Source organism: Sphingopyxis sp. 2PD, assembly GCF_005503695.1.
Taxonomy (GTDB): domain Bacteria; phylum Pseudomonadota; class Alphaproteobacteria; order Sphingomonadales; family Sphingomonadaceae; genus Sphingopyxis.
This window is the reverse complement of the sequence record NZ_SCMU01000004.1, coordinates 118814-144533: the sequence shown is the minus strand read 5'-3', so window position 1 is coordinate 144533 and position 25720 is coordinate 118814. Positions and strand designations below refer to the sequence as shown.

Genomic DNA, 25720 nt, shown 5'->3' with positions numbered 1-25720 from the left:
GCGGGCTGGTGCCGCCTCTGTCGGCCTTTAGGCCGAACAGATCAAAAACGTCAATTTGCCAGCGTGACCGGCGGCGCGTCGCCGAACGACCACATGCGCTCGAGATTGTAGAAGCTACGAACCTCGGGACGGAACAGGTGGACGATGACGTCGCCCGCATCGAGCAGCACCCAATCGGCATTGGGCAGTCCTTCGACACGAACGCTGCGGCCCGCTTCCTGCTTGATCCGCTGCGCCAGTTTTTCGGCGATCGCCGAGACATGGCGCGTCGACCGGCCGCTCGCGATCACCATATGATCGGCGATGCTGCTCTTGCCGGCAAGCGGGATGGAAATGGTTTCCTGGGCCTGGTCCTCGTCCAGCTGGTGGAGGATCAGCGCGTGGAGCGCTTCCACGCTGTCATTTGCGGGTGCGGCGCCGGTGGCGGCCCCCTGGGTGGCGGAGATCAAATGCGTCCTTTCTTGGTCGGTTCCACCAGCCATGAACGCGTGATCGGGTCGCGCAGCGCGCGGCCTTCATAGCGTTCGAACCAGCGGGGGTTGGCCTGCCGTATCGCAGTTGCGGATCGCACATCGGGCGAAAATCGCAGGAACACGAGGGCGGGCGGTCTCCAGTCTGTCCAATGCTTCTTCTGGTCTGCGGGCCGGACAAAGCGCCGCAGCCATCCCATCGCACGTCTTGCATGGGCGCGGTCGTTATAGCCCGGACGCGCGATTACCGCAATCGGCATCAAACGGGCTATTTCCCGCCAGTCGCGCCATTGGGGCAGCTGGACCAGATTGTCGGCGCCCATGATCCAGATGAACTGGCGATTGGGGTACAGGCGGACGAGCTTCTTGAGCGTGTCGATCGTGTAGCGCGTGCCGAGTTCGGCCTCGATCGCGGTCGCGCGGATCGGCGAGCGGCGCGCCATGCGCTGTGCCGATCCGAGCCGCGCGGGGAGCGACGCCATGCCCGCCTTGGGCTTGAGCGGATTGCCCGGCGACACCAGCCACCAGAGTTCGTCGAGACCCAGCGCCTCGATCGCATTGAGGCTGATCGCGCGATGCCCGCCGTGCGCGGGATTGAAGCTGCCACCGAGGAGGCCGGTGGGGATCACAGGAGCGACTGCCAGTCGCTGCGGTTGTGGACGAGGCGCAGGATCAGAAGGCGACTATCCGCCACTTCGTACAAGAGCACAAATGGCTGTCCTTTGATCAGAAGCTTGCGCATACCGGCATAAATGGGCGAGCCAACCGCAGGGAATCGGTCAAGATTAGCGACCTGATCGCGAATCGCCCGGATGGATTCGGCTGCCTCCCGCGGCTGCCGATATTCGGTAAGCCAATCGTTCAGCGCGACCAGATCGGCAACGGCCTTTTCCGACCAGATTATTCGGGTCATCGGGCCTCGTGAACGGCGATCATGTCATCCATCATCTTCAGGACGTCGGCATGGTCCACCACCCGACTGGCGGCGATGTCGTCGCGGCCTTCCTGGATGAAGGCGGCAAAGCGTGCTTCCTGTTCGGCGGCGTGCCGGACTGCTTGCGCTACAAACCATGCCCGGCTGCGCCCTTGCTCGGCGACGATTTTGTCCACCAGTTCGAGCGTTTCAGCATCGATACGCGCGGAAATGACAGAATGCTTGCTCATGAGCGCGTTGTATCATTTGTATACAAACGATTCAAGGCCGGACCTGTCCCGTGCCGCGCACCAGCCACTTATAGGTGGTGAGCCCTTCGAGTGCGACCGGGCCGCGCGCGTGCAGCCGCCCCGTCGCGATGCCGATTTCGGCGCCAAGGCCGAATTCGCCGCCGTCGGCGAACTGGGTCGAGGCGTTGTGCATGACGATGGCGCTGTCCACCCCGCTCAGGAAGCGTTCGGCGGTGGCAGCGTCTTCGGTGACGATCGCGTCGGTGTGGCGGCTCGAATGCGCGTCGATATGTGTGAGTGCTCCTGTCAGGCCGTCAACCATCGCGATCGAGACGATCGCGTCGAGATATTCGGTGTCCCAGTCGCCGGTCGATGCGGGCTCGACATGCGGGCTCAGCGCCGCGACGCCCTTGTCGCCGCGCACTTCGCAGCCCGCCTTGACCAGCGCATCGACGATGGCGAGCGGCGCTGCATAGGCGCGGTCGATCAGGATCGTCTCGGTCGCGCCGCAGACGCCGGTGCGGCGCATCTTGGCATTGACCGCGAGTTCGACGGCCTTTGCTGGATCGGCCGCGCCGTCGATATAGAGATGGTTGATCCCGTCGAGATGCGCGAGCACCGGCACCCGTGCTTCGTCCTGCACGCGGGCGACAAGGCCTTTGCCGCCGCGCGGGATGATGATGTCGATCAGCCCCTGCGCGCGCAGCATTGCACCGACCGCGGCGCGGTCCTGCGTCGGCACCAGTTGCACTGCGTCGGCGGGCAGGCCCGCTTCGACGAGGCCCGCGGCAAAAGCCGCATGGATCGCACGGTTCGAATGCACCGCCTCGCTGCCGCCGCGCAGGATCACGGCATTGCCCGACATCAGCCCGAGCGCCGCGGCGTCGGCGGTCACATTGGGGCGGCTTTCATAGATGATCCCGACGACGCCCAGCGGCACGCGCACGCGGCTGAGCACCAGGCCATTGGGGCGCGTCACGCGGTCGATCTCGGCGCCCGCAGGATCGGGCAGCGCCGCGACGGCGTCGATCGCGTCGGCGATCCCGGCGAGCCTTGCTTCGTCGAGGCGCAGTCGGTCGAGCATCGCGCTCGACAGGCCATTGGCCTGTCCCGCGGCCATATCTTCGGCGTTGGCGGCGAGGATCTCGCGCGAACGGGCGCGGATCGCCGCCGCTGCGGCGACCAGCGCCGCGGATTTTTCCGCGGTCGGGGTCAGCGCCAGCCGTTTCGCCGCGACGCGCGCGCGCGCGCCCATGTCGGCGATCAGGGCGGCGGCGTCGCTGGGCAGGGGCGGGGCAGAGAGAGCTTCGGCGTTCATCGCGCTGCCACTATCATGTTTTGCGTGGCGCCCGAAAGTCCCGTTGCGCCCAGCCTCGCCCGCCTTTAGGCAAGACGGCATGAGCGGGGATATCGAAGGTATCGGGGCGGCGGTGACCGCGGGGCTGGCGGGCCGCGCGGTCGAACCCCAGCATGGCGGTACGGGCGAATCGCCGGGCAGCGTGCGCTGCCTGAATTGCGGCACCAGCCTGACGGGTTCGCACTGCCATCATTGCGGCCAGCGCGCCGACGTCCACCGCAGCTTTGGCGCGATCGGGCATGATCTGGTCCATGCGATCTTCCATTTCGAGGGCAAGATCTGGAACACGCTGCCGCTCCTCGCCTGGCGTCCCGGCGACCTGACGCGCCGCTATATCCATGGCGAGCGCGCGCGCTTCATCTCGCCGCTCGCCTTGTTCCTGTTCGCGGTGTTCCTGACCTATGCGGTGCTCGCGATGGTCGGCAGCGGCGATTTCGGAAGGGGCTTGAACGACGGCATGGGCTTTGACGAGGCCGTCGCCGAACAGACGCGGACGACCGCGATCAAGGACAGCATTCAGCGCGAGGTCGACCGGATCGACACCGAGCTGGCGAAAAAGGACATTGCGACCGCCAGCCGTCAGGAGCTGGAGAGCGAACGCGAGATATTGCAGAAGAGCGCCGAATATCTTGGCGTCGCACGGGCGCGCAGCAAGAGCGAGCGGTCGGCCGATCGCGCCGCGGGCCCCCCGGTGCTCGACGATCCGGTCAAGCAGGTGGCAACGAGCGCCGATTTCATCTCGCGCAACAAGGTCGACACGGGCGTGCCCTTCATCGACCGCGGACTCGAAAAGGCGTTCGCGAACCCGGCGCTCGTGCTCTACAAGGTGCAGGCAAACGCGTATAAATTCGCCTGGGCGCTGATCCCGCTGTCGCTCCCTTTCATGTGGCTGCTCTATCCGTTCAGTCGGCGCTTCCACACCTACGACCATTTCGTCTTCGTCACCTATTCGATCTCGTCCATATTGCTGCTGTTCGTCGTGGTGCGGCTGCTCAACCTGACGATCTTCGGCGAACTCGCGACTTTCTTCGCGCTGCTTTACGTGCCGTTCCACATGTATCGTCAGCTGCGTGGCGCCTATCGTTCGTCGCGGTTCGGGGCGTTTGTCCGCACCAATTTGCTGCTGTTTTTCAGCCTGTTCTCGGTGATGATGTTCATGTTCCTGCTGCTCGCGCTCGGCGTGATGGGGTAACCCTAAAGCTGGCGGCGCCGAATCGTAACAAAGGCCGGGCAAAGAACCCGCCGATCGAGGAGGAGATTTGCGATGCATCACCAATGGGGCGAAATGGATCGGCGCCAGCTGATTGCGCTCGGCACCGCGGGGCTCGCGGCATTGTCGCTGCCCGGCGCGGCGGCGGCGATGATGGCGCAGGGCTTTACGCATGGCGTCGCGAGCGGCGAGCCGGGGCCGAATTCGGTGCTGCTATGGACGCGCTACGCCGCCGCCAGCGATACGATGCTGACCGCCGAATTGTCCGAAACGTCGGATTTCGCCAAGATTTCGGGTGGCGGCAGCGTCACCGCGATGGGCGACCGCGGCCATACCGCCAAGCTGGTCGTTACGGGTCTCGAACCCGGCCGCTGGTATTATTACCGCTTCGTCGCCCCCGACGGCACCAAATCGCTGACCGGCCGCACCCGCACCTTGCCCGCTGGGCCGACCAGCGCCTTCACTCTCGCGCTCTTTTCCTGTTCGAACCTGCCGTTCGGCTGGTTCAACGCCTATGCCCATGCTGCGGCGCGGCAGGACATCGATCTGGTCGTCCATGCGGGCGACTATCTCTATGAATATCCGGTCGGCGATTATCCTTCGCTCAAACAGGCGGTGCCGGGGCGAGAGATCCAGCCGGCGCACGAGATGGTGGCGCTCGCCGATTACCGCCTCCGCTACGCCGCCTATCGCAGCGATCCCGACCTCGCACGGTTGCACGCGCTGTTTCCGATGATCGCGCAATGGGACGATCATGAAATCACCAACGACAGCTGGAAGGGCGGGGCAGAAAATCACAATGCGGGCGAGGGCGGCTGGCCCGACCGCGTGGCTGCTGCCGAGCGCGCCTATCGCGAATGGATGCCGGTCGCCGATACGCGCTGGCGCGACTATCAAGTCGGCGACCTCGCGACGATCTTCCTGCCCGAAACGCGCGTGACGGGGCGCGACAAGCCGTTCGAGATCGACGAGATCGTGGCGGGCGGCGGCGACACGGCCGCCAGGCTGCGGCAGTTCGCCGAAACCGCCTATCGCGATCCGGCGCGCCAGATGATCGGCGCCGAGCAGGAAAAGTGGCTGTTCGACGGCTTCGCCGCTTCGACCAAAGCGGGCACGCGCTGGCAGGTCTGCGCGCAGCAGGTGGTGATGGGCAGCCTGTTCACGCCGCCCGAATCAAAGGATTGGTTCGGCGCCACCATGGCCGACGTTGTCCGCCGCCGCGTCGAAACGGCGCAGCTTGCAGCCAAAGCGGGGCTGCCGTTCAACTTCGACGCGTGGGACGGCTATCCGGCGGCGCGTTCGCGGTTGCTCGCCGCGGCCCAGCGCGCCGATGCCGACCTGGTCACCCTGACCGGCGATACGCACAACGCCTGGGCGTTCGACCTCAGTGAGGGCGGCCGTGCGGCCGGGATCGAGATCGCCGGGCAGAGCGTCACCTCGCCCGGCTACGAAGGCTATACGCGCGGCATTTCCGACGACGCGCGGGTGTCGGCGCTGCGCGCCGCGTCGCCGCAGCTCAAATGGGCGAACACCCAGGATCGCGGCTATGTGACGGTGCAACTGACGCGTGATCGCGTAACGGCAAACTGGCACAGCGTCGAAACGATCCGCACCCATAGCCCGGTGCTGAAAGGCACCCACAGCATGACCGTGGCGCGCGGACGGCGGAAATATGACGCGGCCTAGCTATAAGGTGGCGTATCCTCGAATTCGGCGAACCAGGGATAGTCGTTTGCGACACTGACGGTGAAGTTCGCGGGACGCTTTTCGAGGAAGCTCGACACGCCTTCGGCCGCGTCGGCACTGCGACCGCGGGCAAAGATCGCGCGGCTGTCCCAGCGGTGAGCGCTCATCGGGTGCGGCGCCCCGAGCATCCGCCACAGCATATGGCGCGTGAGCGCGACCGATACCGGCGCGCTGTGCTCGGTCAGCTCGCGCGCCTTCGCGATCGCCGCGTCGATCAGCTCGCCCGGCGCGTGGACCGACTGGACGAGGCCTTTTTCATGCGCTTCGGCGGCGTCGATCAGCCGTCCCGAATAGCACCAGTCGACGGCGTTCTGGATGCCGACCAGCCGCGGCAGGAACCAGCTCGACGCCGCTTCGGGTACGATACCGCGCCGCGCAAAGACAAAGCCATAGCGCGCGGTCTCGCTCGCGAGGCGCGCGTCCATCGACAGTGTCATCGTCGCGCCGATCCCGACCGCGGCGCCGTTGATCGCGCCGAGCACGGGTTTCTTGCAGTCGAAAATGCGCATCGACACGCGCCCGCCCGAATCGCGGATCAGCGGGTGCGACCAGTCGATCGTGCCATCCTCTGCCACCGGGCTCGCCGACATGCCGTCCGGCAGGATCGCCTGCTTGTCGGTGCGCTTGTCATAATCGAAGGTCGCGGCGCCTTGGCCGAGGTCGGCGCCGGCGCAATAGGCGCGGTCGCCCGATCCGGTGAAGATCACCGCGCGGACGCCGTCGTCGGCGTCGCATTCATCGAGTGCGGCAACGATCTCGAGCATCATTTCGGTGGTGAAGGCGTTCATCCGGTCGGGCCGATGCAGCGTAAGCAGCGCGATGCCCTCGTGGCGGTCGAGGCGAATCTGGTCGAAGCTCATCCATCTCTCTCCTTGGCTTTGCAGCATCGTCGCAAGCGCCGGGAACTAAGGCAAGCTCTAGTTGACGTAAACGTAAGGGGAAATCCTCCCTGTGCCGAAGCCATGGGGAGGGGGACCGCCGCGAAGCGGTGGTGGAGGGGCAAGCGCGGGTGGCGCCATCGCCCCTCCGTCAGCGCTTCGCGCTGCCACCTCCCCATCGCTCCGCGACAGGGAGGATCGAGCGCCACGCCGGGGATGACGCGCCCTTGCTTTGACGCTATAGGCCGCCCGACCGCCCCGGCGCCGCCTCTTCCTGAGTCGCTTGCCGGGGCCATTCATTTGGTTCCGACAGAAAGTTGACCGCCATGGCCCGTCGCCGCCAGATCTACGAAGGCAAAGCCAAGATCCTCTATGAAGGTCCCGAACCCGGTACGCTGATCCAGTATTTCAAGGATGATGCGACCGCGTTCAATGCGCAGAAACGCGGGACGATCAACGGCAAGGGCGTGCTCAACAACCGGATTTCGGAGCATGTCTTTACATTGCTCGGCAATATCGGCGTCCCGACGCACTTCATCCGCCGCCTCAACATGCGCGAACAATTGATCCGGCAGGTCGAGATCGTGCCGATCGAAGTGATCGTGCGCAACGTCGCCGCGGGGACGCTATCGAAACGCCTCGGGATCGAGGAGGGGACGCAGCTTCCGCGCACGCTCATCGAATATTGCTACAAGGACGACGCGCTCGGCGATCCGCTCGTCGCCGAGGAGCATATCGCCTGCTTCAACTGGTGCAGCCAGGACGAGCTTCACGATATTCAGGACATGGCGATCCGCATCAACGACTTCATGTCTGGCATGTTCGCCGCGGTCGGCATCCGGCTCGTCGACTTCAAGCTGGAGTTCGGGCGGCTTTACGAAGGCGACTTCAGCCGCATCATCCTGGCCGACGAAATCAGCCCTGACGGATGCCGTCTATGGGACATGACGACGAACGAAAAGCTCGACAAGGACCGCTTCCGCCGCGACCTCGGCGGCGAAGTCGAAGCCTATCAGGAAGTCGCGCGTCGTTTGGGGCTGATGCCCGAGGGCGGCGAGAATGCCGTGCTCGACCTTGAAAGCCACCGGAAGAAAAAGGGCAGCTGACCAGCGCGTCGCCCCCGCGAAGGCGGGGGCCGCTGGCGGCTTAGCGCAGCAGCGCCGCGTAGACCGACTGCGGCCCCCGCCTTCGCGGGGGCGACAGTTTGATCAAATATTGATGCTCGTCGGAATCAGGCTCGGCTGCAGATAAGGATAGGGCTGCATCCGCTCGGCATTGCGCGCGACGATCTCGGCCTCGACGCCTGTCAGCGCCGCCTGGAACCACGCCAGCGGCCCTTCGGCGCCCGTGACGCGCGGATCCTGAAACCATGTCGGGTAGGGAAAGGCGTTGCTGCGATAATCGCCAAGCGGGCGGTAATGCACCGATCCCAGCAGCTCGAGTACGTTCAATTGTTCGAGCGCCAGTGCCATCGGCGGCATCATCGCGAGCCAGCCCGGCTTGTCATGCCCGCGCTGGCCGCTCGGCGCCGCCTGCCAGCCCGCACCGGTGACTGCCGGCGCGAATGCCATGATGTCCTTTTGCGGGAAGTTGACCGCGGCGTGCTGCGCGCTCGCGGTGAACATCACCATCGTACAGATTTCGGCGAGCTGCTTGCGGCTGACGATCGGGCCGAAACCCTTGATCTTCGCTTCGCCTGCAAGGCACATCGCCCATCGCGCGAGCTCGGTGTCGCCGGTGACATCGGCGTCGCTCGCATAATAGAGGTCGACATATTGCCGTGCCCATTCGTGGATCGTGTTCCACACGAGCAGCGCGTCGTCGCGATACGGATAATCTGCGAGCGCTGAATCGACCCCAACGCCGCGTTCGGCGAGGTCCGCGGGTAGCATCTTGGCATAGAAATCGAACGCCAGCCGGGCATCGACCGCGGCGAGCTGGCTCGACGTGATGGTGCCCGCGAAAATATGGTCGATCGGCCCGCCCGCCGCGATCAGCGAGGTTGCGGCCTGATCGTTGATGAACAAGGTCCCCTCGAAATGCGGCACCAGCAGCGCCCAGATGGGGTGTACCTCGGCGAGGTGGCGGTGGGTGGCGACCGCGAACGCCTCGATCACCAGATGCGTGCGCGCGAGATGCGCGAACAGCTCGTGATAATTTCCGTCGGCAACATGCACGACGAACTTCGCCATTTCCCAGCCCCATAGCTTGTCGGCGGCGGGGGAGGGGGTGAAGATCGGCCAGTCGGCGGGGTCCTGCCCGCACTGGATCGCGACCGGTACCAGCGATGACCCACCCGGCGGCACCGCGAACAGCGCCATCGGCTGCCAGGCATATTTGGCGAGGCTGCCATAGGTGCCGGGATCGAGGATCTCGAGCGGCTTGTAGTCGAGGATGAACAATCGGCCGTCGGCGAGCGCTGCGGCCAGCGTGTCGCCATTGACGACCGCGGCATATTGCGCCGCGCTCAACCCGAAATTGGCGGGCAGGGCGTCGCCGACCGCGGCAATCAGCATGCAGTTCGGACCTTGCACGCGCAGGCGGGCGAATTCGCTGTCGTCCTGGAACATGTAACTGATCCCCGGCACGGGCAGCGTCGCGAACAGCGCGCGATACGCTTCGATGCTGCGCGGGGTCCGGCTGCCGAGCCCCATCGCCTCATCGATCTTCATCAGCGCCTCGATCCGCTCCTTATAGCCTGTCAGCAGCGCGATATGCGCGTCGCGTTCGGCGGCTGCGACGGCATTTTCGACATCGCCGACGATCCGTTCGAAGATATTGCCGCCGTTGTGGACGCCATGGTCGGCCGCGATCTTGGCGGTCGACGCCTCGATCGCGTCGCATTCGGCGAGCGCGGCTTCATATTCGGCGCGCGGGCTGTCGAGCTCCCCCTTGTCGACGCCGCCAAGCTTCACGGCCAGCGCGTTGCGGACGATGCCCAGCCCGACCCCGATCAGGATCACGAACCATGCGATTGTCGGCTCGTCATTCTTCGGCACCGCGGTGGCGAGCGGCACGCCGGGCAGGGTCGGGACGTCGGTCGTCCACTGATAGACCGCCTGCGTCGCGGTCAGCTGCGCCGCGCGCGCCGCTTGTTCGGCAGGGGTGTCCTGCTGCGGCAGCGTCGGGGTGGCGGGCGGCATCGGTGTCGTCGGCGTGGTAGTGGCGGGGGTCAGCGGCGGCATCGGATAGGACATGGTGTGGCTCCTGTCGGGCGCGTGAAATCGGTCGCCGCTTGTCGCCGGACATGGTTAATATTTCGCAAGCCATTGGCCCGCTGCGACCCCCTAGGCCTGTGATAAGACGTGGTTTCGATCCTTAACCGATGCTTTACCCCTGCTTGTTATCCGAAGGGGATGACGGGGGTCTTTAACAGATTGATCACGCGGATTTTTCCGCCGGTGCCGGACGCGATCCGCGACGATGTCGCGATTTTGCGCGCCAATCGCATCGAAACGCTGACCCCGATGCTGTTCCTGATGCTGGCGGCGACGACGCCGACCGCGATCTACGCCGGGGTGGCAACGGTCCACCCGATCATTCGCATCGGCTTTCCGGTGACCCTGGCGATCGTCGGTATTCTGGGTTTCCTGTTCCTCATGCACAATCGCGGCCGACGAATGAGTCCGCGCCGCGCCAGACGCATGATCCGCGAGGCGAGCTGGGTGTCGGGTACCACCGGCCTGATGTGCAGCGTCTGGACGGTGACCAACTGGCTCGCCGCGCCCGCCGCCACGCACAGCTATTATGCGATGATCATGGCGATGGGATCGCTTGCGACCGCCTATTGCCTGTCGTCGATCCGCTTTGCCACCATCGTCAATCTCGGCATCGGCCTCGCTCCGGTGGCGCTGTTGATGCTGACGTCGGGCAACCCGCCCGAAATCGCAGCGGGGACCAGCCTCGTCATCGCGACACTGTTCCTGCTCCGCATGGTGGTCCAGCAGCATGGGCAGGTCATCGACCTGCTCGAACTCCAGCGGCAGATGCGCGAGCTTGCGCACACCGATCCGCTCACCGGTCTTGCCAATCGCCGCGAATTCGACCTGCGGATCGAGGAAGAGATTGCCAAGGCCGACGAAAGCAGGCCGTTCGCGATCGCGCTGCTCGATCTCAACGGGTTCAAGCCGGTCAATGACCAGCACGGTCACGCGGTCGGCGATCTGTTGCTGTGCGAAATTGCCGAACGCCTGCGCCGCGCCTGCGGCGCCCACGCGATGGTGGCGCGCCAGGGCGGCGACGAATTTGCCATATTGGCGCCCGCCGGATCGCCGCTGCTTTCGACCTCGCTTGCCGACCATATCCTCGCGGCGTTGGCGGCGCCCTATCGCATCGACGGTCGCCCGATCCGCGTCGGCGCGAGTGTCGGTACGGCCCGCTGGCCCGACCATGGTCATACGGTGCGCCAATTGTGCGAAGTCGCCGACGGCGCGCTCTATGCTGCCAAGGCTGCCGGCCGCGGTCACGCGGCGACGGGCGAACCCGGCGGGCGCCGGTTCGGCACCAATCCGGGCGGCGACGTCCAGGCTTATTCCTAATCCGTCGGACGCGGGCGGTCCCTGCCGCAGGCTTGTCCGAACGCCCGATATTGATCGCGCCGCGATCGATGAAATCTTCGCCAGAATGTCCGCATTTCGGCGCGTTCTGACCCCGATCTTATCGGTTTGGTAACCATCTCTCCCTAACGCATCGTCAAATAGCGTGGGGATTTCAGCATGGACGTTTCAAAGGTTACTGCGGCGGACCAAACGCGGTCGATCAACTGGGATCTGCTGGAAAAAATTGTCGTCACCTTGCTGCTCGGTGCGCTCGCGACGCGGATGATCCCCGCGGCGGTCGAGAGCGGAGCCTGGCAGAACTGGATCATCCTGCTCGCCGAGGGCTGCGTGGCCTTTTTCGTGCTCATTCGGCGGCCCACGACGGTGATCACGCGGCGTCCGCGCGATTGGGTGCTGGGTTTCGGCGGAACCTTCGCCGCGATGCTCGCGGTGCCGTCGAGCGATGTACCGCTGGTTCCGCTCCAGATCTGTCTGTTCCTGATGCTGGCGGGGCTGTTTATCCAGCTCTATGCCAAATTCGTCCTGCGCCGCAGCTTCGGCGTCGTTGCTGCCAATCGCGGCGTCAAGATCGGCGGGCCGTATCGCTTTGTGCGGCACCCGATGTATGCCGGCTATGCGCTGACGCATATCGGCTTCCTGCTCAGCGGTCCCACGGTCTGGAACTTTGCCGTTTATGCGCTGGCGCTGGGGTTGAATATCGCGCGGCTGGTCGCCGAAGAGCGGGTGTTGATGGACGATCCGGCCTATCGCGAGATGGCGGCGCGGGTTCGGTATCGGCTGTTCCCCGGTATCTTCTGACCCGACAATGGATATGGACTGGCTGCTCGGCTTTATCGACGTCAAGGCGATCCTGATCGTCCTCCTGATCTTCGGGCCGCTGGAACGCATGTTGCCGGCCCGCCCGCAACAGCCAGCGCTGCGACGGGCATGGACCACCGATGCCGTTCATTGTGTGGTCAATCGTATCCCGATCGGAATCGGGCTCGGGCTGGTCGCGGCCTTGTCGATATGGCTGGGCGATGCCGCCGTACCGGCGTCCTTTCGCGCCAGCGTCGCCGCGCAGCCGCTCTGGCTCCAGACGATCATATTGATGCTGCTCGCCGATCTGATCTTCTACGCAATGCACCGGCTGTTTCATACCGTTCCGGCGCTCTGGCGCATTCACGCCATTCATCACAGCATCTCGGATCTCGACTGGCTCGCCGCCTATCGCATCCATCCGCTCGACCAGATATTGACCAAGGGTGCCTCGCTGATCCCCGCCTTTGCGCTGGGTTTTTCCGATGCGGCGTTGGCGATCTTCTTCGTCGTCTTCCAATGGCATACCTTGCTGCTGCACAGCAATGTGCGGATCGGTTTCGGACCGTTCAGCTGGCTCGTTGCTTCGCCTTGTTTCCATCATTGGCACCATGCCAATGACCCGGCGCACTGGAACCGCAACTTTGCGGCGCAGTTCCCGCTATGGGATATATTGTTCGGTACCGCGCAGATGCGGCGCGATGCGATGCCGGACCGTTATGGCATCGAGGATCCGGTGCCGCCGGGCTACGGACGCCAGATGGTCTATCCGTTTCAGCGGGAATCCAAGGACGCGGCTTGAACCATATTTGGCCATGATGCTGTCGTCGGTCGAAAACCACCGCCCGGGCGGATAAGCATCGCTTGACCGCTTGCGGAGCGGTGGCCACATCGGTGCGATGACCAAATCGCTTGTCCGGCGCGCCTCGACCGCGCTCTCGCCCCTCGTCCTGCTGATCGCGACCGCCGTACCGGCCCATGCCCGGGATGCCGCGCCGCCGACCGCGGCGGCGGCGATCAACCCGCAAACCGACGCAGCCAAGGCGTGGAACTTCGCCGCCAGCGATGTGCCGGTCGATCCCAACATCGTCTTCGGCGTCCTGCCCAACGGCATGAAATATGCGCTGCTGCAAAATAGCACGCCCAAGGACAGCGTCGTCCTGCGCATGCGTTTCGATGTCGGCAGCTTTGCCGAGGCCGACGACCAGCGCGGCCTCGCCCATTTCCTTGAGCATATGGCGTTCAACGGTTCGACGAACGTACCCGAGGGCGAGATGATCAAGCTGCTCGAGCGCAAGGGGCTGGCGTTCGGCGCCGACACCAACGCCTCGACCGGGTTTGACGAGACGGTGTACAAGCTCGACCTGCCTAATGCCTCCGACGATTTGATCGACACCGGGCTGATGCTGATGCGCGAAACCGCCAGCGAGCTCACGATCGACCCCGCCGCAGTCGACCGCGAACGCGGCATCATCCTGTCCGAACGGCGCGCGCGCGATACTTATCAGCTCCGCAATCTGATCGACCAGCTCGATTTCCAGATGCAGGGCATGAAGGTCGCAAGCCGCATTCCCGTCGGTACCGAGGAGGTGATCAAGACCGCCCCCGCCGCCCGCCTGCGTGACCTCTACGACCGCTATTACCGCCCCGAGCGCGCGACCTTGGTGATGGTCGGCGACTTCGATCCGGCAGCGGTGGAAGCCAAGATCAAGACGCGCTTTGGCGACTGGCGCGGACGCGGTCCGACCGGGCCCGATCCCGACATCGGTACTGTCGATTATCGCCGCGCCGCAGCGGCCGATGACTTCATCGACCCCGCGATCCAGGACATGGTGACGATCGCTGCGTTCAAACCCTGGGTCGAAGAAGCCGATACCAAGGCGAAGCGTGCCCGCACCTTGGCGGAAGATGTCGGCGAAGCGATCGTGAGCCGCCGACTGGCCAAGATCGCGTTGCGCGAAGATTCACCGATCCTCGCCGGCTATTTCGCTGAAGCCGGGGGCTGGAAAGTTTTCGATCAGGTCACCTTCGGCGCTGTCGCCAAGGAAGGCGCGTGGAAAGAGGCGCTGGAGCTGATCGAACAGGAACAGCGCCGTGCCATCCAGCATGGCTTTACACAGGCCGAAGTCGACGAGCAGCTCGCGAACCGCCGCACCGCGTTCAAGAACGCCGTCGCCGGGGTGACGACGCGGCGTAGCGACGCGCTCGCCGACACGCTGGTCGCCGCGGCCAAGGGCGATTTTGTGTTCGTGCGCCCCGAAACCTCGCAAGCCTTGTTCGAGGCGACCGCGCCATCGCTCAGCGCCGCCGCGGTGACCGCGGCGTTCCGCAACCGGATGGACGGCCTCAGCGCTCCGCTGGCGCGGGTTTCGGCGAAAAAGCCGATCGAGGGCGGCGCAGATGCCATCCTCGCCGCGCTCCGCGCCTCGGCGCAGGTTGCCGTTGCCGCCCCGACGCAGGCCGCGAACGCTGCCTTCGCCTATGACAATTTCGGCACCCCCGGCAAAATCGTCAGCGACAACCGCGTCGAGGATCTTGGTATCCGCCGCACCCGCTTTGCCAACAATGTGATGCTCAACATCAAGAAAACCGATTTTCAGAAGGAAACCGTCTATCTGTCGGTGCGCGTCGATGGCGGCAATCTGCTCGCGACCCGCGACGACCCGACCCGTGTCGCGCTGGCGGGGTCGATGGTGCTGGGCGGGCTGGAGGCGCACAGCGTCGACGATCTGCGATCGATCCTCGCGGGCCGCACGGTCAGCCCCAATTTTGGCAGCGGGGCCGACTTCTTCGGCGGCACCGCAACCAGCTCGCCGGGCGATTTTGCGCTCCAGGCCAAGTTGATGGCGGCGTTCCTGACCCATCCCGGCTACCGCGCCGACGGCCTGGCGCTAATCCGCCGCGTGCTGCCGCAGCAATATGCCGCGAACGATGCCACCCCGGCGGCGGTGATCGGCCGCGACGCGGGCGGCATCCTTGCGAATGACGATCCGCGCTCGCAAACCCCGCCGCTCGAAAAGTTGATGACGCTCGACTGGGCGCAGCTGAAACCGGTGGTGGCTGACAGCTTTGCCAAGGGTGCGATCGAGATCGGCGTCGTCGGCGACATCGACGAACAGGCGGCGATCGACGCCATCGCCGCGACCTTCGGCGCATTGCCCGAACGCCGCGCCGCGTTCGACCCGCGTGCCGACGCGCGCGTGCGCGAATATTCCCGCGACCGCAGCGAACGGACGCTGATCCACAAGGGGCCGGCTGAACAGGCGGAACTGCGCGTCTATTGGCCCGCGCGCGACGACAATGACCTTGCCGAAGCGATGCGGCTCAATCTGCTGGTGCGCGTCATGCAATTGAAGCTGACCGAAGAATTGCGCGAAAGGCTCGGCGAAAGCTACAGTCCCGGCGCCGCCGCCAGCCTGTCGGACGAGTTTCCGGGCTATGGCCACCTGTTCGCCGCCAGCAATGTCGATCACAAGGATCTGGCGACCACCCGCGCCGCGATCTTCGCGATCGCCAGGGAACTCCGCGACGCGCCCGTCGACCAAGACCTGCTCGACCGCGCCCGCAAACCATTGGTCGAGGCGATGACCAAGTCGCGCCGAGAAAACGCCTATTGGCTGAACTATGTCGCCGAAGCCACCAGCCAGGCCGACCGCCTCGACCGCAGCCGCAAGGGCATCGGTGAAGTCGAAGCCGCAACCCCCGCCGACCTACAGACGCTGGCGCGCCGCTATCTGGTCGATGACAAGGCGCTGGTGATCAAGGCGGTGAGCGACAAGGCGGGGAAGTAGCAAGCCCTTTTTGGCGGGGCGGAATGGCAGCTAGCGACCGATAGCGGACATGTCTTCTCCACTCCCTTTTAGGGAGAGGCTGGGGGTGGGTAGCCGCCGAAGGCGGCATTCCGCCTCGGCTCGCTTCGCTCGCACCCACCCCTAACCCCTCCCTGGAAGGGAGGGGAATGGCTTAAAACCACCCCAAAGCCGACGTTGCGTGCGTCGATCTCCGGCGCCGGAACCTAAACCCTCCCCGGCGCCCGCGCGCGGATGAAATTTTCCAGCGCGACAAAGATCATCTCGCGCGCGTCGCTGCCCAGCATTTCGGCGGTCAGCACGTCGAAGGCGACGCGGTCGCCATGCGCGGCGGCGGTGACCATGTCCGCCAGCAACGCTTCGTCGAAACTGGCGCGGGGGCAGCATGGCGGGGCAACCGCAAAGGGGTCGGGCCAGCTGTGACCGATCGCCTCGACCACCAGCTGGTAACGCCGGGCGGCGAGGACGTTGCCCCAGCGTCGTTCGAGCTCGGGCATCGGATCACGGCCGGCGCGGCGGCACACGATGCAATAGCGCAGCGCAAGCACCGCCTGCGCCGCCTCGACCGAAAGGTCGCGGATCAGCGGTTGCGTCGTCAGTTGCCGGATCAGGGTGCTGCTGTGCATGGCTCTATCGTCTCCCGGCGGTTGCCGTCCTCCGTCCCCGCTTTCGAAAAAGATGCCGGCCGCCGCGAGGCAGCGACCGGCAGGAGGGGACTGCCTAACCCTGCTATTGAGAATTAATCGCAAACACAAGCAAAAAAAGAGGCGCCTGAGAGCGCCCTCAAAATGACGGTTTATCGTCGCGCCCGCGCAGGGCGACCAGAGTCACGCGCCTCTGGTCGCCCTGCGCGGGCGCGACGTTTCCGTATTCAATCGTCGTGGGCGGGCTTCGACTGCAGCTGGATATAATTGGCGATGCCCATCCGCTCGATCATCTCGAACTGCTTTTCCAGCTCATCGACATGATGTTCCTCGCTTTCGAGGATGTCGGCGAACAGGTCGCGGCTCACATAGTCGCGGACGCTTTCGGCGTGCGCGATCGCATCTTTCAGCAACGGGATCGCTTCTTCCTCGAGCGCCAGGTCGGCCTTCAAAATCTCTTCGACCGTTTCGCCGACGCGCAGGCGGCCCAGCATCTGGAAATTGGGCAGCCCGCCCAGGAACAGGATACGGTCCGCCAACTTGTCGGCGTGCTTCATTTCGTCGATCGATTCCTCGCGTTCGAAATGCGCCAGCTTCGCGACGCCCCAATTGTCGAGCATCCGGTAATGCAGCCAATATTGGTTGATTGCGGTCAGCTCGTTCTTCAACGCCTCGTTGAGGAAATCGATGACCTTTTCGTCGCCCTTCATGCTGTCTGTCCTGTCATATGTTCCTGGAATGGGATGCGCGCATTATACGCGCCCCGGCCCCATCAGGCCAAGGTCAAAAACGGCAGAAAACCAAGAAAAATCAGGCGGTCGCGGCGACGTCGCTGATGATATTGCGAGCGAAAGGCAGGCATTGGCCGCATTTGGGTTTGCGACCCAATTGCGCATAAGCCGCCTTGGCACAGCGCAACTGGCCATCGCGCGCGACATCGCGCAGCTGGCTTTCCCTTATTGCGTTGCAGACACAGACGACCATGTGCGAATCCTTCTCAACAATGCCCATGTAGGGCTAGTGCGAGAGATTCGCAACAGGAAAGATGCGACTGGTTCGCAATCCGAACAGCCACTTTTTTCCCGGTTCCGGCCCTTGCCCGAAAAGTGATTCGCGGGCATAGGCGCGCCCATCTTCCCCGCACTCCTTCGCAAAGGCCTGCCCCATGAAAGTGAATGTCTATGTGACGCTGAAGCCGGGGGTCCTCGACCCGCAGGGCAAGGCGATCCATCATGCACTCGAAGGGCTGGGATTTGGCGGCGTCGCCGATGTGCGCGCGGGCCGCTTCATCGAACTCGACGTCGCTGACGGCACGAGCGATGCCGATCTCGACGCGATGTGCGCAAAACTGCTCGCCAACACGGTGATCGAAAACTACCGCATCGAACGTCCGTAACGGGAGCGAAGCCCATGAAGACCGCCGTCATCGTCTTTCCCGGCTCGAACTGCGATCGCGACATGGCGGTCGCGCTGGAGCAGGTGACAGGCCGTGCTCCCGCGATGGTGTGGCACCGCGACACCGACCTGCCCGACGGCACCGATTTCATCGCGCTGCCCGGCGGTTTCTCCTACGGCGACTACCTTCGCTCGGGCGCGATGGCGGCGCGGTCGCCGATCCTGCGTAGCGTCGCCGATGCCGCGGCGGGCGGCGTCCCGGTGCTCGGCGTGTGCAACGGGTTCCAGGTGCTGACCGAAGCGCAGCTGCTGCCCGGCGCCCTGATGCGCAATGCGGGCCTCAACTTCGTGTGCCGCACCGTGCCGCTCAAGGTCGAAAACAGCCAGTCGCTGTTCACCGCGAGCTACAATGCGGGCGAGGAAATCAATATTCCGGTCGCCCACCATGACGGCAATTATTTTGCCGATGCCGCAACGCTCGACCGGATCGAGGGCGAAGGGCGCGTTGCGTTCCGTTATGCCGACAGCGTCAACGGGTCGGCGCGCGACATCGCGGGCGTGCTCAATGATGCGGGCAATGTGCTCGGCATGATGCCGCACCCCGAACGCGCGATCGACCGCGCCCACGGCGGCACCGACGGGCTACGCCTGTTCGAGGCGGCGCTCGGTGTCCTCGCCTGACATTTCGCTCGCCATAACCGCCGCATCCTTTGTGCGCGGTTGTAACCAGCGTCCGACGAGCAGCAGCACCGTCGGCCAGAAGATCGTGTTCCAGATGTCGTGCCAATGCGCCGCGTCGGGCTGGATGGTCGCATCACCCATCTCGCGCGTCATGTCGAGCCATTCGCCCCCGATCGCCATCACCAGAACCGCCAGCCACGCAACCAGCCAGCCGCCGCGCCAGCGCCAGAACAGGCGAATGATCAGGAACAGCGACAGCCCGAAATAGATGTGCAGCGCGTCCTTGTCCAACCCGCTCAATTCGACCAGCGAGGCCTTCCGCTCGCCAAACAGCGAGGCAATTTCAATCAGCGTCATCGATCAGACCTTGGCCGCGAACGGGGTAAAATTGGTGCCTTCGTCGAATACGTCGACACCTTCGCGGCGTTTCAACGCCCCCACCACCACATAGGTTGCGGGGGTCAGCGCGGCTTCCCAGGCGACCTTCATCGCCCAGTTCGTCACCATCACCAGCAGCACCTGTTCGGTTTCCCAGATGCCGAGGAAGGCGATCGGGTAAAAGATCAGGCTGTCGATCCCCTGGCCGACGATCGTCGACCCGATCGTGCGCATCCACAAAAAGCGCCCGCCGGTCGCGATCTTCATCCGCGCCAGGACATAGGAATTCACAAACTCGCCCGCCCAAAAGGCCGCGATCGACGCCAGCACGATCCGCCACGCGCTGCCGAACACGCTTTCATACGTCGCCTGGCACACCGCGCCGCTGCCGCTCGCCTCGCCCGATTTCAAGGTCAGGCTTTCGGTGCCGCTGCACCACCAATCCTGCGCCGGGGGCATCGCCAGCACGACCCAGCTCATCACCGCCATAAAGATAAGCGCCCCGAAACCCGTCCAGATCACGCGCCGCGCGTGCGCATAGCCATAGACTTCGGTCAGCACGTCGCCGATGACATAACCAATCGGGAAAAACAGGATCCCGGCGCCAAAGGTCAGCCCGCCGAGCGTCGACAGCTTCGACGCGCCGATGATGTTGGACAGCAGCAGCACCGTGACGAACGCCGCCATGACCAGGTCATAATAGCGAAAGTGGCGAACGCTGGACGCGCTGACGGCTGCGGGTCGGTTGGGGAAAGCGGCGGGCTCGGTCATCGGGACGCTGCTTAACCTGCTTTGCAGCCCGCGCAAACCACGCTATTCGCGCGAACCAAGCGCCCGTAGCTCAGCTGGATAGAGCACCCGCCTTCTAAGCGGGTGGTCGCAGGTTCGAATCCTGCCGGGCGCACCACTTCGGAACAAAGCTGGGCACTGCGCCCGGCTTTGTTTCGGCGGCCCCCGCGATCAGCGCTTGCAGCAGATTGCTTTTCGAGCCGAGAATCCGAACCTCTCCAACATCGACTTCAACCCGCTGCGCAAGCGCGCGGACATGATCGCGGCGATAGCCGCCACCCTCAATTCTCATTCTTTGGCGCGCGGCGCTCGCGAACTTCGCCAGCATTTCGGGCTGGACCGCCTTTTGGCCCGCAGCACCGAGCGAGGCGGTCACGCGCTCCGCGTCGGCCTTAGCCTGATCGCGCGTCGCCTTGAGCGTTGCGATGCGCTCTTTGAGGTCAGAATCGTTCACATCGGCAATGCCGTTCTCGATTGCGTCGAAGAGCCGCTTTAGCCGCAGGTCGGCCTCTGTGGCTCGCTTGTTGAGATCGGCCACATGGGCGCGCTTGCGGGTCGCCTGTTCTTGCCGCCGATCCAGAACGGCTGACAGAATGACTTCCAGCCGGTCGGGTTGAAGAAGCCGGTCCTCCAAATGTTTTGCAACCAGATCGTCCAGCTTCGCCATTGGCACCGTCATGCCAGCGCAGGCGGTCGCTCCCTGCCGCGCCTTGGTCGAACAGGCGTAATAGCGATAGCGGCCACCTTTGCCGGTGCGTATGGTCATGGCCCCGCTACACTTCGCGCAATGAATGAGGCCGGTAAGGAGCGTGGGGCCGCTCACGACGCGAGGCGGCATCTTCTTGGGGTTGCGGGCCTGCAAGTGTGCCTGCACCGCCTCATAGATCTCCAGATCGATGATCGGGGGCACATCGACCACTACCGCCTCTGACTTCGGTTTAAGCTTCCTATCCTTGCCCCGGCGGTTGAACTCGTGGCGCCCGGTATAGGTCGAGCGGGTCAGTATCTGGTGGACGGCTCCGAGACCCCAGCGCCCGCCGTCGCGAGTGCGAATGGACCTCTCGTTGAGCCACGCGGCGATTGCCTTGACCCCCATCGGACCCGATACACCGTCGCCCGCTAGGGCAAGCCGAAATATCGAGCGCACGGTCTCGGCATGGAAGGGGTCTATCTCCAACCGCTTCTTGACCTTCGCGCCGCGCTGCTCGGCAGCAACGACGCGGTAGCCGATCGGCGGAAGCGATCCATTCCAGAAGCCTTGCCGCGCATTCTCGCGCATCGCGCGCAGGACGTGTTTAGCAGTCTCCTTCGACTGATACTCGTCGAACAGCGCCATAATCTGGCGCATCATAACGTGCATGGGATCGTCGCCCATTTCCTGCGTAATGGAGACGAGCTTCACCCCATTCTTGGCGAGTTTGCGGATATAGAACTCCAGCTCGAAATGATCGCGGAAGAAGCGGGAGAAGCTGTGGACCACCACAAGGTCGAACGGCGCCGGTTTTGATGTCCCGGCCTCAATTAGTCTTTGGAACTCCGGGCGGCGATCATTGGTCGCCGAGGCGCCGGACTCGATATAGGTGTCCACGACCTTGAGCCCGCGCGATGCGCACCAGCCTTCGCCCTGCCGCCGCTGATCGGGGATCGACACATCATGCTCGGCTTGCCGCGCGGTCGAGACGCGAAGATAGAGGGCAGCGCGCGCCCCCGTAATGGTCTGCGGCGCGGTCATGGCAGTCTCCAAAAGGTCGGCTCAAAAGGGCGGGGAAAACAGTTCGTCGAAAAGATCGCCGAACCAGCGCTCGAACACTTCGATTTCCGCCAAACTGACCGGAACGGGATCGGGCCAATCATCGGTGACGCGCCATGTCGAGAGGTCATGCTTGGGAGGGCGACCCGGAATGGGCCACGGCTTGCCGAGCAGCGCTTCAAGCTGCTCCGATGCGCTGGGCGCTCGCTTGGGGGAGGGGCGGGCCACGCTGCAACGGTCGCGCAGTAACTCGCGCAATGGAACAACAATCCGCACTTCCTCGGCGCGTATCCATTAATGGAGAAGAAAAAGAACCTACAGGAAAGATCGGATTCCGGCGCTGGTGCGCTTTTGCCGCGTCCGTCCCGCGTCGCACCGCGAATCGCCACCCTAGCGTCCGTTGTCAGCCAGCTACTTGGAAAGCTCGCGGGCATGTTCTTCCCTCGCCTTCCGAATGGCGCGCAGCACCCTAGCTATTTCCCGCTCGACCGCCCTTTCGCTGATGCCCAGCCGATGCGCGATGCGGTCGTAGGGAAGATCGTCGAAGCGGTGCATCAAAAACACATCGCGGGTTCGCTTTGGCAGGCGGGCAATGGCCCACTCAATCCGGCTAATCTCCGGGTCGACATTTTCATCGAAGCTGGGAACGACCGGCGGTGGGGCAAGGAGGTCTCGGATTGTGCGCGCGAAGCGGGCGGCGAGGTTGTCGTCAGCCATGAGCTTTCCTCCGCCGTGGACGCGTGTGTCCCGTCACCGCTCGCACATGATCGAGCAATTCCCGGAGCAGGGCTGGAATGTCCGGCAGCGACTTGGGGATGGGGGGCCGCGATCCATCGATGTCAGGGTTGCGCCAGACATTGTAGGGCGAAAGCACCGGGGCCACCTTCACCGGTCGTTAGCGTGTCAGGGAGACGAGATCGCTCGATCCACGCTCCTGCAATGGGCGGCGGGAAAGAAAGCGCCCTCCTCAGTTGCTAGCATGATTATCTTAGCCCGGATCGAACGGCGCTATCGCCTTCCATCGGGCTATTTCAGGGCCAAGCTGTTCAATAATGTGCGTGCGCCAACGGGGCATAAGGGTTTGAAGGGTGTTTCCCCATCTGAACGCAGGCGCTTGGCATGGCATTTGCCGGACGATTTTGATCGTCGGCCCGCCAAAGAGCGCGAGGAAATTCTCAATTGGGTTCGAACCGTCGTCATTTCAGGCTCGACCGAATATCGTCGCTATCAAGCAGAAGCCGTGAAACAGCGATTTGGCATCCGTTTTCCTGATCTGACCGATCGCAGGCCGATTGGGGAAATAGATTTGGAAGATGACGAGGATATTCAGTTTCTCGCCGACGTCGAAATGGACCTCACGGCTGCTGCCGTGGATGCGCCGCCCCGGCTGGCAGATGAAATGGCCGATTTGCTTCGGTTTAAAACCGCGACTCTTACCGAAATCGGTTTCCAACGAAACGGCGTTTGGAACTCCGTCACAGGTGCGCAAAAAATCGAGCACCTTGGCTTACTATTTGGAGCATTAGCCGCCTCGCCTCGGAGCGAGATCAAAGGGTTCGGGGTTCCCCACAGAAACTTGGCTTTCGGTATGCTTGTCTTCCCGGCCGTGTGGGATTGGTATGTCCAGTGGCGCGAACGCAGACGTGGCTTCTACACGAGCTGGGAAGTGAACATGATCCAACTCGGCCTATCCCTCACGCGCATCGAAACCGGCTGGCTGAGGCAAAATCCGCAACTGAGCGCACGCCTTCGAATAATCCCTGGGCTAATATCGTCTGCCGATATTGAGGCTGCGCGCGCCGATTGGGAGGGCACCTGCGAGCGCTTCTACAAGCATGGGCTCGCACGAGCAAAAGAGATACAGCGCGTGGCGCGCGTTCATCGCGATCCGTTCGAACCGATCTTGCCGGTGTTGGAAGCCGATAGCCCTGTCGCTGAGTATCGCCGGATCACAGAAGAGATATTGCGGCTCATGCCCGATGCCCGGCGATATCCGCGCCAAGCGGCTGAATCTGTCCGGTCGTTTTTAATGGTTCGGCTAGCTCTCCATCTTGGGCTTCGTCAGAAAAACTTGCGAGAACTTCTCTTCTGCCCGCGCGGTCGCCCCCCGACGGCGGAGCGGATTTTGGAATCACGCCGCCGAGGTGAGTTGCGATGGAGTGAGCGCGATCAAGGTTGGGAGGTGCTGATTCCCGCGTGCGCTTTCAAAAACTCCACTTCCTCCTTTTTCGGAAACAAGCCATTCCGGTTGGTGTTGCCGGATCTTGGCGGACTCTACCGTTACATCGAGTCCTACATCAACGGGCAGCGGGCATTGCTGATCAATGGTGCGCCGGATCCGGGCACATTCTTGGTGAAGACGGTGAAGGCCACCAGCCGCGATGCCGCCTACAACCAAAATACGTTCTACGAAGCATGGCGGCTGATTACCCAGCGTTACGGCATCCAAAACCCGTACACCGGCCGGGGAGCAATTAAAGGGCTGCTGCCGCACGGGCCGCACAACGTGCGCGACGTATTGGCGACGCATATTCTCAAGCAGACTGGTTCCTATGAACAGGCGAGCTATGCAATTCAGGATACGCCGGAGACCGTGGCGAAGCACTACGGCCGCTTTCTGCCGCAAGATAAGGCTGCGCTCGCGGCGCTGATTTTGAACCGAGTGTGGGAGGCGGCCTGATATGCTGGAAGGCGTCGCCGACAGGGTCCTCTCGTCCAAGCGATACGAACTAAGGCCGCCTTTCTTACGATCAGAATATTCTAGCGCACGATCTCCAAGACGTATTGCTCATCTTCGCCGAGCGTGGCGCGCCATTTCCTGCGCAGGCGATACCGGCGCGACAGGCGCGCCTCGGCGTGACATCCCTCGCTTTCATTCGGGGCGTCAAGCCGCCGTTTCAACCCGCGTCGGCCTCGGCATAGCTCACGACTTCATATTCGATGCCGTCGGGGTCGAGGAAATAGAAGCGGCGGCCGGGTGCGTAATCGCCGTGGTTGAAAGGGACCAGTCCGGCCGCCTTGACCCGCGCCTCGACCATGTCGAGGTCATCGACCTCGATGCCAAGATGATTGAGCGGTTCGCCCTTTGGATAGCGCGCGTCGGCGTGCTGACCGTCGGGGCCGGTGTAAAGCGCGACATAGGCGGCATCGCTGCCGAGGTGGATCGTCCGCCCGCCGTCGCGGGCCGGGCCGCGCCAGCGTTCGTGCCAGCCGAAGATGGCGGACAGCAGGGTAGCGGTGCGGTCGGGGTCGCTGACCGTCACATTGACATGCTCGATAAAGGAATGCGTCACGCGGTTGCTCCTGATTCGGGTTGACGCGGCGGGTATTGCAAGCTCAACTGAGGTTTAGGTCAAGCCCATTTGCCGGAGGAGCCACGATGCACCGCACCGACCTGATACCGATCGGCGACCTTGCCGCGCGCACCGGGGTCGCGGTGTCGGCGATCCGTTTCTACGAAGCGAGGGGGCTGCTCGCGGCGCTGCGCACGCGCGGCGGTCAGCGCCGCTTCCTGCGCGCCGACATTCGCCGTGTGTCGTTCATCCTGATCGCGCAGCAATTGGGATTGAGCCTCGAAGAGATCGCAGCCGAACTGGCGCGCCTGCCTGCGGGCCGCACGCCCAACGCCGCCGACTGGGCACGGATCAGCGCCGGCTTGCACGCGCGGATCGCCGAGCAGATTGCGGCGCTCGAACGCACGCAGGAGCTTTTGGGCAATTGCATCGGTTGCGGCTGCCTGAGCCTGAAGAAATGCGGGCTGTACAACCGCGCCGACAAGGCCGCGCAGCGCGGGGCGGGGCCGCGTTATGTGCTGGGGGATCGCGCGGGAGAGATTGCCGAGGTCGGGTGAGGTCGGGTGAGGTCGGGTGAGGTCGGGTGAGGTCGGGTGAGGTCGGCTTGGGGGGTGGGGAGCTGACGGTCAATTTTTATCGTCACCCCGGCGAAGGCCGCGGTCTCGCCCGATCAGACTACCGCAGCGGCGAGATCGTGTTTCAGAGTCACGCGCCTCTCAACGCCCTTCGCCGGGATGACGATGCTACAGATCCTCCCTGTGGCGAAGCCATGGGGGAGTCGCAGACGGCGCGCAGCGCC

The 25720-nt window shown here is 64.0% G+C and carries 27 protein-coding genes, 1 tRNA gene and 1 pseudogene; 13 read left to right on the top strand and 16 right to left on the bottom strand.

Annotation, left to right across the window (positions count from 1 at the left end; translation table 11 throughout):
* Positions 1 to 50: 50 nt before the first annotated feature.
* From rsfS to FFS18_RS06095, 5 genes are read right to left on the bottom strand one after another with little or no spacing between them, the layout of a single operon-like run.
* Entirely contained in the window at positions 51 to 482 is a 432-nt protein-coding gene (gene rsfS / locus FFS18_RS06115; protein ID WP_443029457.1) for a ribosome silencing factor, read from the bottom strand.
* Positions 446 to 1099: a nicotinate-nucleotide adenylyltransferase gene (locus tag FFS18_RS06110; RefSeq protein ID WP_137870182.1), complete on the bottom strand. Its 654-nt coding sequence runs from the start codon at positions 1097 to 1099 to the stop codon at positions 446 to 448. The genes rsfS and FFS18_RS06110 overlap by 37 nt, the downstream gene beginning before the upstream one ends.
* A complete protein-coding gene (locus FFS18_RS06105) occupies positions 1096 to 1383 on the bottom strand; it encodes a type II toxin-antitoxin system RelE/ParE family toxin (protein WP_137870181.1) in 288 nt (95 codons plus the stop codon). Before FFS18_RS06105 ends, FFS18_RS06110 begins: the two co-directional genes overlap by 4 nt.
* The gene (locus FFS18_RS06100) at positions 1380 to 1634 is read right to left on the bottom strand and encodes a CopG family ribbon-helix-helix protein (protein WP_137870180.1); all 255 of its coding nucleotides are present in this window, start codon (positions 1632 to 1634) and stop codon (positions 1380 to 1382) included. Before FFS18_RS06100 ends, FFS18_RS06105 begins: the two co-directional genes overlap by 4 nt.
* Before the next feature lie 31 nt (positions 1635 to 1665).
* Positions 1666 to 2952, bottom strand: a complete 1287-nt coding sequence (locus FFS18_RS06095; RefSeq protein ID WP_137870179.1) for a glutamate-5-semialdehyde dehydrogenase — start codon at positions 2950 to 2952, stop codon at positions 1666 to 1668.
* Positions 2953 to 3031: 79 nt separating this feature from the next.
* Here FFS18_RS06095 and FFS18_RS06090 point away from each other — a divergent pair, with 79 nt between their 5' ends.
* Positions 3032 to 4183: a DUF3667 domain-containing protein gene (locus tag FFS18_RS06090; protein WP_137870178.1), complete on the top strand. Its 1152-nt coding sequence runs from the start codon at positions 3032 to 3034 to the stop codon at positions 4181 to 4183.
* Between the two features lie 72 nt (positions 4184 to 4255).
* The gene (locus FFS18_RS06085; RefSeq protein WP_137870177.1) at positions 4256 to 5887 is read left to right on the top strand and encodes an alkaline phosphatase D family protein; all 1632 of its coding nucleotides are present in this window, start codon (positions 4256 to 4258) and stop codon (positions 5885 to 5887) included.
* Here the strand turns inward: FFS18_RS06085 and FFS18_RS06080 are convergent.
* The gene (locus FFS18_RS06080; RefSeq protein WP_120215380.1) at positions 5884 to 6807 is read right to left on the bottom strand and encodes a crotonase/enoyl-CoA hydratase family protein; all 924 of its coding nucleotides are present in this window, start codon (positions 6805 to 6807) and stop codon (positions 5884 to 5886) included. The two genes, FFS18_RS06085 and FFS18_RS06080, sit on opposite strands and share 4 nt — an antisense overlap.
* A 344-nt stretch (positions 6808 to 7151) precedes the next feature.
* Here FFS18_RS06080 and purC point away from each other — a divergent pair, with 344 nt between their 5' ends.
* Positions 7152 to 7931 carry a phosphoribosylaminoimidazolesuccinocarboxamide synthase gene (gene purC / locus FFS18_RS06075; RefSeq protein WP_037553641.1) on the top strand — a complete coding sequence of 260 codons (780 nt, stop codon included), beginning with the start codon at positions 7152 to 7154 and terminating at the stop codon, positions 7929 to 7931.
* A 102-nt stretch (positions 7932 to 8033) separates the two neighbouring features.
* Here the strand turns inward: purC and FFS18_RS06070 are convergent, their stop codons facing one another.
* A complete protein-coding gene (locus FFS18_RS06070) occupies positions 8034 to 10022 on the bottom strand; it encodes a lipoxygenase family protein (RefSeq protein ID WP_137870176.1) in 1989 nt (662 codons plus the stop codon).
* A gap of 180 nt (positions 10023 to 10202) precedes the next feature.
* On the opposite strand from FFS18_RS06070, the gene FFS18_RS06065 reads away from it, so the two are divergent.
* The 4 genes from FFS18_RS06065 to FFS18_RS06050 all read left to right on the top strand — a co-directional run bounded on the left by FFS18_RS06065 (position 10203) and on the right by FFS18_RS06050 (position 15973).
* Positions 10203 to 11363: a GGDEF domain-containing protein gene (locus tag FFS18_RS06065; protein WP_137870175.1), complete on the top strand. Its 1161-nt coding sequence runs from the start codon at positions 10203 to 10205 to the stop codon at positions 11361 to 11363.
* Positions 11364 to 11540: 177 nt separating this feature from the next.
* The gene (locus FFS18_RS06060; protein WP_137870174.1) at positions 11541 to 12182 is read left to right on the top strand and encodes a methyltransferase family protein; all 642 of its coding nucleotides are present in this window, start codon (positions 11541 to 11543) and stop codon (positions 12180 to 12182) included.
* A 7-nt stretch (positions 12183 to 12189) separates the two neighbouring features.
* A complete protein-coding gene (locus tag FFS18_RS06055) occupies positions 12190 to 12984 on the top strand; it encodes a sterol desaturase family protein (RefSeq protein ID WP_212743027.1) in 795 nt (264 codons plus the stop codon).
* 97 nt (positions 12985 to 13081) lie between these two features.
* Positions 13082 to 15973 (top strand): M16 family metallopeptidase, encoded by a 2892-nt coding sequence (locus FFS18_RS06050; protein WP_137870173.1) that lies wholly within the window; start codon positions 13082 to 13084, stop codon positions 15971 to 15973.
* Positions 15974 to 16197: 224 nt separating this feature from the next.
* On the opposite strand, the gene FFS18_RS06045 is transcribed toward FFS18_RS06050, so the two are convergent.
* The 3 genes from FFS18_RS06045 to FFS18_RS06035 form a co-directional block, all read right to left on the bottom strand.
* Positions 16198 to 16617 (bottom strand): addiction module antidote protein, encoded by a 420-nt coding sequence (locus FFS18_RS06045; protein ID WP_137870172.1) that lies wholly within the window; start codon positions 16615 to 16617, stop codon positions 16198 to 16200.
* Positions 16618 to 16862: 245 nt separating this feature from the next.
* The gene (bfr, locus tag FFS18_RS06040) at positions 16863 to 17345 is read right to left on the bottom strand and encodes a bacterioferritin (protein WP_120215392.1); all 483 of its coding nucleotides are present in this window, start codon (positions 17343 to 17345) and stop codon (positions 16863 to 16865) included.
* Positions 17346 to 17445: 100 nt separating this feature from the next.
* Positions 17446 to 17619 carry a (2Fe-2S)-binding protein gene (locus tag FFS18_RS06035; protein WP_037513974.1) on the bottom strand — a complete coding sequence of 58 codons (174 nt, stop codon included), beginning with the start codon at positions 17617 to 17619 and terminating at the stop codon, positions 17446 to 17448.
* 181 nt (positions 17620 to 17800) lie between these two features.
* Here FFS18_RS06035 and purS point away from each other — a divergent pair, with 181 nt between their 5' ends.
* Together purS and purQ are read left to right on the top strand one after the other, a co-directional pair.
* Positions 17801 to 18031 (top strand): phosphoribosylformylglycinamidine synthase subunit PurS, encoded by a 231-nt coding sequence (gene purS, locus FFS18_RS06030; RefSeq protein ID WP_037513977.1) that lies wholly within the window; start codon positions 17801 to 17803, stop codon positions 18029 to 18031.
* A 14-nt stretch (positions 18032 to 18045) separates the two neighbouring features.
* Complete coding sequence (gene purQ / locus FFS18_RS06025; protein ID WP_137870171.1) at positions 18046 to 18711, top strand: phosphoribosylformylglycinamidine synthase subunit PurQ; 666 nt, start codon at positions 18046 to 18048, stop codon at positions 18709 to 18711.
* Here purQ and FFS18_RS06020 read toward each other — a convergent pair.
* Together FFS18_RS06020 and FFS18_RS06015 are read right to left on the bottom strand one after the other, a co-directional pair.
* On the bottom strand, positions 18673 to 19068 hold the full coding sequence (locus FFS18_RS06020) for a hypothetical protein (RefSeq protein ID WP_120215390.1): 396 nt from the start codon (positions 19066 to 19068) through the stop codon (positions 18673 to 18675). The two genes, purQ and FFS18_RS06020, sit on opposite strands and share 39 nt — an antisense overlap.
* Before the next feature lie 3 nt (positions 19069 to 19071).
* Positions 19072 to 19860, bottom strand: a complete 789-nt coding sequence (locus FFS18_RS06015) for a queuosine precursor transporter (protein ID WP_137870170.1) — start codon at positions 19858 to 19860, stop codon at positions 19072 to 19074.
* A 59-nt stretch (positions 19861 to 19919) separates the two neighbouring features.
* Here FFS18_RS06015 and FFS18_RS06010 point away from each other — a divergent pair.
* Positions 19920 to 19996, top strand: a tRNA-Arg gene (locus FFS18_RS06010).
* A gap of 60 nt (positions 19997 to 20056) precedes the next feature.
* A complete protein-coding gene (locus FFS18_RS17695) occupies positions 20057 to 20374 on the top strand; it encodes a hypothetical protein (protein WP_249340325.1) in 318 nt (105 codons plus the stop codon).
* Between the two features lie 147 nt (positions 20375 to 20521).
* Here the strand turns inward: FFS18_RS17695 and FFS18_RS17690 are convergent.
* The 3 genes and pseudogenes from FFS18_RS17690 to FFS18_RS05995 form a co-directional block, all read right to left on the bottom strand.
* A pseudogene (locus FFS18_RS17690) lies at positions 20522 to 21610 on the bottom strand (recombinase family protein); the annotation flags it as partial.
* A 21-nt stretch (positions 21611 to 21631) separates the two neighbouring features.
* The gene (locus FFS18_RS06000; RefSeq protein ID WP_171005239.1) at positions 21632 to 21856 is read right to left on the bottom strand and encodes a hypothetical protein; all 225 of its coding nucleotides are present in this window, start codon (positions 21854 to 21856) and stop codon (positions 21632 to 21634) included.
* 183 nt (positions 21857 to 22039) lie between these two features.
* On the bottom strand, positions 22040 to 22345 hold the full coding sequence (locus tag FFS18_RS05995; protein WP_137870169.1) for a sigma factor-like helix-turn-helix DNA-binding protein: 306 nt from the start codon (positions 22343 to 22345) through the stop codon (positions 22040 to 22042).
* Positions 22346 to 22607: 262 nt separating this feature from the next.
* Between FFS18_RS05995 and FFS18_RS05990 the strand changes: the two genes are divergently transcribed.
* Entirely contained in the window at positions 22608 to 24308 is a 1701-nt protein-coding gene (locus FFS18_RS05990) for a hypothetical protein (RefSeq protein WP_249340324.1), read from the top strand.
* 217 nt (positions 24309 to 24525) lie between these two features.
* On the opposite strand, the gene FFS18_RS05985 is transcribed toward FFS18_RS05990, so the two are convergent.
* Positions 24526 to 24921, bottom strand: a complete 396-nt coding sequence (locus FFS18_RS05985; protein ID WP_137870168.1) for a VOC family protein — start codon at positions 24919 to 24921, stop codon at positions 24526 to 24528.
* An 86-nt stretch (positions 24922 to 25007) separates the two neighbouring features.
* Between FFS18_RS05985 and soxR the strand changes: the two genes are divergently transcribed.
* The gene (soxR, locus tag FFS18_RS05980) at positions 25008 to 25478 is read left to right on the top strand and encodes a redox-sensitive transcriptional activator SoxR (RefSeq protein WP_137870167.1); all 471 of its coding nucleotides are present in this window, start codon (positions 25008 to 25010) and stop codon (positions 25476 to 25478) included.
* Positions 25479 to 25720: the final 242 nt, after the last annotated feature.